Raw genomic sequence first — 4903 nt, 5'->3', positions numbered from 1 at the left:
AGCGCCTGGTCGATCTGCTCCTGGCTCAGCGGCTCGTCCGAGGACGACGCGGCGATGACCAGCTCGCCGTAGAGCTCGATCTCGTCGAGGACCAACGGGTCCTCCAGCCGGGAATCGGCCTTGTGGGCCACCGGTCGCCCTCCTCCGTCACCGCCCGTCGGGGCCAGGTTCGGCCCCGCTTGACGAGCAAGCCTAGGTATGCCCGAGTTTGGACCGCCATGACCCACCTGGGTCATCCTGCGGTAGCCCGTACGAGGTGACCGAGGGACACCGGACGACTCGTCCTGGTGACACGACACCCGGTCGGCCCCGCCCAGGTGGGTCAGCCCGCCCACCCGGCAGCGCGTCCGTCACCCTCCCGTGAGGGCTGCGAGTGCGTCGTCGAACACCTCGGTGTGCCGGTCGACGTCGGCCGCCGTCGTGGCCGGTGACATCAGCGCCATGTTGTGGAACGGCGTCAGCAGGATGCCCCGGTTGAGGGCGTAGAGGTGGAGGAACTGCTCGAGCGCGAAGTCGCCCGACGCGTGGGCCTCGGCGCCGGTCCGCGGCGCGGACGCGGTGAAGGTGTACTCGCCCCGGGCGCCCAGCCGGTTGCAGTGCCAGGGCAGACCGTGCCGGGCGATGCCCGCGTCGACGCCGTCGGACCAGCGGTCGCCCAGGGGCAGCATCCGGCCGTAGGCCTCATCGGTGAGCACCTCGGTCAGGGTCACCCGCATGGCGGCCAGCGACAGCGCGTTGCCGGCCAGCGTCCCGCCGATGCCACCGACGTCGATGTCCTCCAGCGCGACGGACCGCGCGATCCGGTCGGCCACCTCGGCGGTCATCCCGAAGGCGCCGGCCGGGATCCCGCCGGCGACCGCCTTGCCCATCGTCATCAGGTCGGGATCGAGGCCGTGCGCCCTGGTGTAGCCGCCGGGGCCTGCGGAGAGCGTGTGGGTCTCGTCGATGATCAGCAGGACGTCGTACCGCCTGGTCAGCTCGCGCAGCGCCGCGTGGTAGCCCTCGTCGGGCAGCACGATGCCGACGTTGGTCAGCGCCGGCTCGCACAGGACCGCGGCGACCTGGCCGCTGGCGAGCGCGGCCTCGAGGCCCGCGACGTCGTTGAACTCCACGACGACCGTCGTCTCCGACGGGTCGACCGGCGGGCCGATGTTGCCGCGCCGGGAGACCGTCCGCCCGTCTTCGTCCCGCGCCGCGAAGGTCTCGTCGACGCTGCCGTGGTAGCAGAAGTCGTGCACGACGACCTTGGGCCGGCCGGTCACGTGCCGGGCGTAGCGGATGGCGTGCCGGTTGGCGTCCGTCGCGGAGAGGGTGAACTGCCACAGCGGCAGGCCGAACCGTCGGGTCAGCTCCTCGCCGACGAGCACCGAGTCCTCGGTCGGCAGCATCGCGGTGATGCCGCGGCCGACCTGGTCGCGCACCGTGGCCACCGTCGGGCCGGGGGAGTGGCCGGTCATCGCACCGGTGTCGCCGAGGCAGAGGTCGACGTAGTCGTGCCCGTCCACGTCGCGGAAGTGTGCCCCGGTCGCCTCGTCGACGAAGACCGGGAAGGCCCCCGGCCACTTCGACATCCAGCTCATCGGGACCCCGCCCGGCATGACGGCCTGGGCCCGCTCGAAGAGCTCCTTGCTGCGGGGGTGCTCGGCGACGAAGCGGTCCTGCTCGGCGGCGGTCAGCCGCTCGACGTGCGCACGGTCCATGGCCGCACGCTAGTGGTGGCAGGAGGTGGGACGGGGACCGACGTCCCCTGCCGTGTGCCGGTCCCCGTCCCTGGGTGTCGCGTTCCCTGACCTGTCGGGCGCAATCCTCGCGACCGGCGCCGTCCGCGACTCGGACGGATGGGCGCCCGGCCCGCGGCTACTCTCCTCCGGTGCACCCGAGCGACCACTGGAGCCGCCTGCGGCGCCTCCTGCTGGTCGGCTTCCTCGCCGTGGTCATGAGCCTCTGCGGGCTGCTGCTGCTCGCGACCTTCACCTCGACGACCGGCTGGCTCGGCTTCCTCATCGGCATCTGCCTCGCCGTCCTGCCGCTCCCGGTCGTCCTGGGCGCCTTCCGCTGGCTGGACCGCTACGAGCCCGAGCCGCGGGGGCTGCTGCTGTTCGCGTTCTTCTGGGGCGCGACGGTCGCCGCCCTCGTGTCGGCGGTGCTCAACACCGCCAGCGCCCTGGCCATCGCTCGCACCGGCGGGCCGGCCGAGGGGCTGGCGACCACCGCTGTCCTGGTCGCGCCCTGGGTCGAGGAGGCCGCCAAGGGGGCGGCCGTCCTGCTCGTGCTGCTCGTGCGCCGGCAGGAGTTCGACGGGGTGGTCGACGGGATCGTCCTGGGCGGCCTGGCCGGAGTCGGCTTCGCCTTCACCGAGAACATCCTCTACTTCGGGCGGGCGTTCCTCGCCGGTGGCGAGGAGCTCGGCGTCAGCGGCGGGATCTTCGCGGTCGGCTTCACCTTCGTGCTCCGCGGGGTGCTGTCCCCCTTCGCCCACCCGCTGTTCACCGCGATGACCGGCATCGGGCTCGGGTTGGCCGCCCGGGCGGTCACTCCCTCCACCCGATGGCTGGCGCCGCTGGCCGGCTACCTCACCGCCGTCGTGCTGCACGCCACCTGGAACTGGGCGTCGCTGTCCGGCCTGAGGGGCTTCTTCACCGGCTACGTCGTCGTCATGGTCCCCGCGTTCGCCGCGACCGTGGCGGTCGCGGCGTGGTCACGCCGGCGCGAGGGCGAGACCCTGCAACGGCACCTGCCGACGTACGTCGACGCGGGCTGGCTGGCCCCCGAGGACGTGCCCATGCTGGTGTCGGTGCCCCGCCGGCGCCAGGCGGTGCGCTGGGTGGCCGGCCGCTACGGCGAGCCGTCCGGCGACGCCCTGCGCGGCTTCCAGCACGCGGCGACCGAGCTGGCGTTCCTGCGCGACCGGCTGGAGCGCGGCCACCCGGTGCACGACTTCCCCCGCCGCGAGCGCGACCTGCTGGCCGAGGTGGCCCGAACCCGGGTCGCGGCGGGCGGCCCGCGGGGCGGGTCGACCGGACCGGGACCGGGGCCGCTGCCGGCTTCCCCGCGCTAGCCGACCAGGTCGGTCAGCCAGTCGTCGCCCTGCAGCTCGACGTGCAGGTCGAGCAGGTCGTCGGAGGTGAAGGCCGGGCCGGCCGGGCGCAGCTCCGGGTGCTCCACGACGGGTGGCGACAGGCTCAGGAAGGTCACCCCGGCGGTCACCAGCGCGGCGACGCCGGCCGGGTCCAGCCCGAGCGCCACGGTCTGGTCGCACGCCAGGCAGGTGAAGAGCACCTCGCCCGAGGTCGAGCGGTCGGCGTCGACCCGCACGAGCAGGCGGCGCGCGGCGAGGGTCAGCTCGGCCCGGCAGCTGGGGCAGATGACGGTGAACTGCGGCTGGCTGGTGGCGCTCATGGCGGTGGCCTCCTCGGTGTGGTGGCCCCACCGTGCGCGCCACCACTGGCGGTCCACTTGCGGGGCACTTGCACCCCGCTGTCGAGCGCCGGTGAGCCAGGCTTACACCAATCCGAGGTCCAGACGGGCCAACGGCTCGACCAGCTCGCGCTCTTCGTAGGACAAGTGGGACAGAAGGGTGTCGGAGAGCAGGTCGACGGCCGCCTGGACCTCGTCGAGGTCGTCCGGCCGGCCCACCAGGCCGACCAGCGCGGCGTCCACCCGCTCGAGCACCGCGGCGATCGCGTGGTGCTCCTCCTCCAGCCGGTCGACCACCGGGCCGAGCCCCGGGTCGGCCGCCCGCAGGCTCGGGAACATCCGCTGGTCCTCGATGGTGTGGTGCACGGTGACGATGCGGCAGTAGGTCTCGCAGTAGGTGCCGAGCGTCCAGCTGTTCTGCCGCATCGTCATCGTGCTGATCAGCGAGCGCACCTCGCCGATGTCCCGGTTGCCGTGGACGACCTGCTCCACCAGGTCGCGCAGCTGCGCCAGCTCGCCGCGCAGGTGGTCGTGGATCTGGACCAGCGCCTGCCCGTCGCGGCGGCCCCGGTCGGTGTACGTCGCGCCACCCGCCCGGGCCGGGCCGGCCGGCCGGGCCGACTCGTCCCACACCCGCTCGGTGCTCAGGCGCCGCCCGTGGTCCTGCGTCGGCTCGACACCGAGCTCCGACCCGGCCGGGCCGCCGTCTGCATCGGCCGGGACGGCCGGCGAGCGCGCCGTACGCACGATGACGGCGCCGCCCTCCTCGGGCTGGGTGGGTGCCGGGGGCGCCGGCGCGGGGTGCGGCGCGGCGGTGCCGCGCTCGTGCTCGACGGCGATCCGGACGGCCGGCGCGACCTCCTCGGCGAAGCGCTGCATCGCGCGGGCCGAGCCGGCGTCGGCCGTCAGCACGAAGCCGCTGGTCCCGTGCACCAGGGCCAGGGTGGCCAGCTGCTCGACCCAGTCGTCGACCGTGCCCTGCAGGAAGCCGCCGCCGGCACCGAAGCCGCCCTCCAGGTTGTAGAGGCGGCGCACCGACGCCGGCGACCGGCCGGCGGCCTCCGCGGCCTCGTCGATGCGGGCGTTCATCTCGGGAAGCCGCTCGGGCGGCGCGTAGCCCTGGCTGGGCAGCCAGCCGTCCCCGAGCCGGCCGGTCAGGGCCAGCATCCGGGGGCCGTAGGCGCCGACCCAGACCCCGATCGGGTGCACCGGCACCGGCCCCGGCTTGGCGCCGGCCAGCCGGTAGTGCTCGCCGTCGATGCGGGGCGTCCGGCCGGGTCCCCAGACGGCCCGGATGACCGCGATCGCCTCCGCCAGCGCCCGCACCGCCTCGCCCGGCGAGCGGCGTGGTCCGCCCATCGCCTCGATCGCGTCCCAGAAGGCGCCGGCACCGATCCCGAGCTCGACCCGGCCGTCGCTGAGGACGTCGAGGCTGGCGGCCGACCTGCCCAGCACCGCCGGCTGCCGCAGCGGCAGGTTGGCGACG

Annotated in this window: 4 protein-coding genes; 1 reads left to right on the top strand and 3 read right to left on the bottom strand. The window is 74.4% G+C overall.

Annotated features, from left to right (window positions below; all coding sequences use genetic code 11):
- Positions 1-350: 350 nt before the first annotated feature.
- On the bottom strand, positions 351-1700 hold the full coding sequence (locus VK640_17985; GenBank protein HTE75071.1) for an aspartate aminotransferase family protein: 1350 nt from the start codon (positions 1698-1700) through the stop codon (positions 351-353).
- A gap of 170 nt (positions 1701-1870) precedes the next feature.
- Here VK640_17985 and VK640_17980 point away from each other — a divergent pair, with 170 nt between their 5' ends.
- Positions 1871-3058 carry a PrsW family intramembrane metalloprotease gene (locus VK640_17980; GenBank protein HTE75070.1) on the top strand — a complete coding sequence of 396 codons (1188 nt, stop codon included), beginning with the start codon at positions 1871-1873 and terminating at the stop codon, positions 3056-3058.
- On the opposite strand, the gene VK640_17975 is transcribed toward VK640_17980, so the two are convergent.
- Positions 3055-3399, bottom strand: coding sequence for a hypothetical protein (locus VK640_17975; protein HTE75069.1), 345 nt, complete (start codon positions 3397-3399; stop codon positions 3055-3057). The two genes, VK640_17980 and VK640_17975, sit on opposite strands and share 4 nt — an antisense overlap.
- A gap of 102 nt (positions 3400-3501) precedes the next feature.
- Positions 3502-4903: LLM class flavin-dependent oxidoreductase (locus tag VK640_17970; GenBank protein ID HTE75068.1), on the bottom strand; the 1402-nt coding region annotated here is incomplete at its 5' end.

This window comes from Actinomycetes bacterium (assembly GCA_035489715.1).
Taxonomy (GTDB): domain Bacteria; phylum Actinomycetota; class Actinomycetes; order JACCUZ01; family JACCUZ01; genus DATHAP01.
Note: the sequence above shows the minus strand (reverse complement) of the source record. Positions and strands in the feature narration are given on the sequence as shown.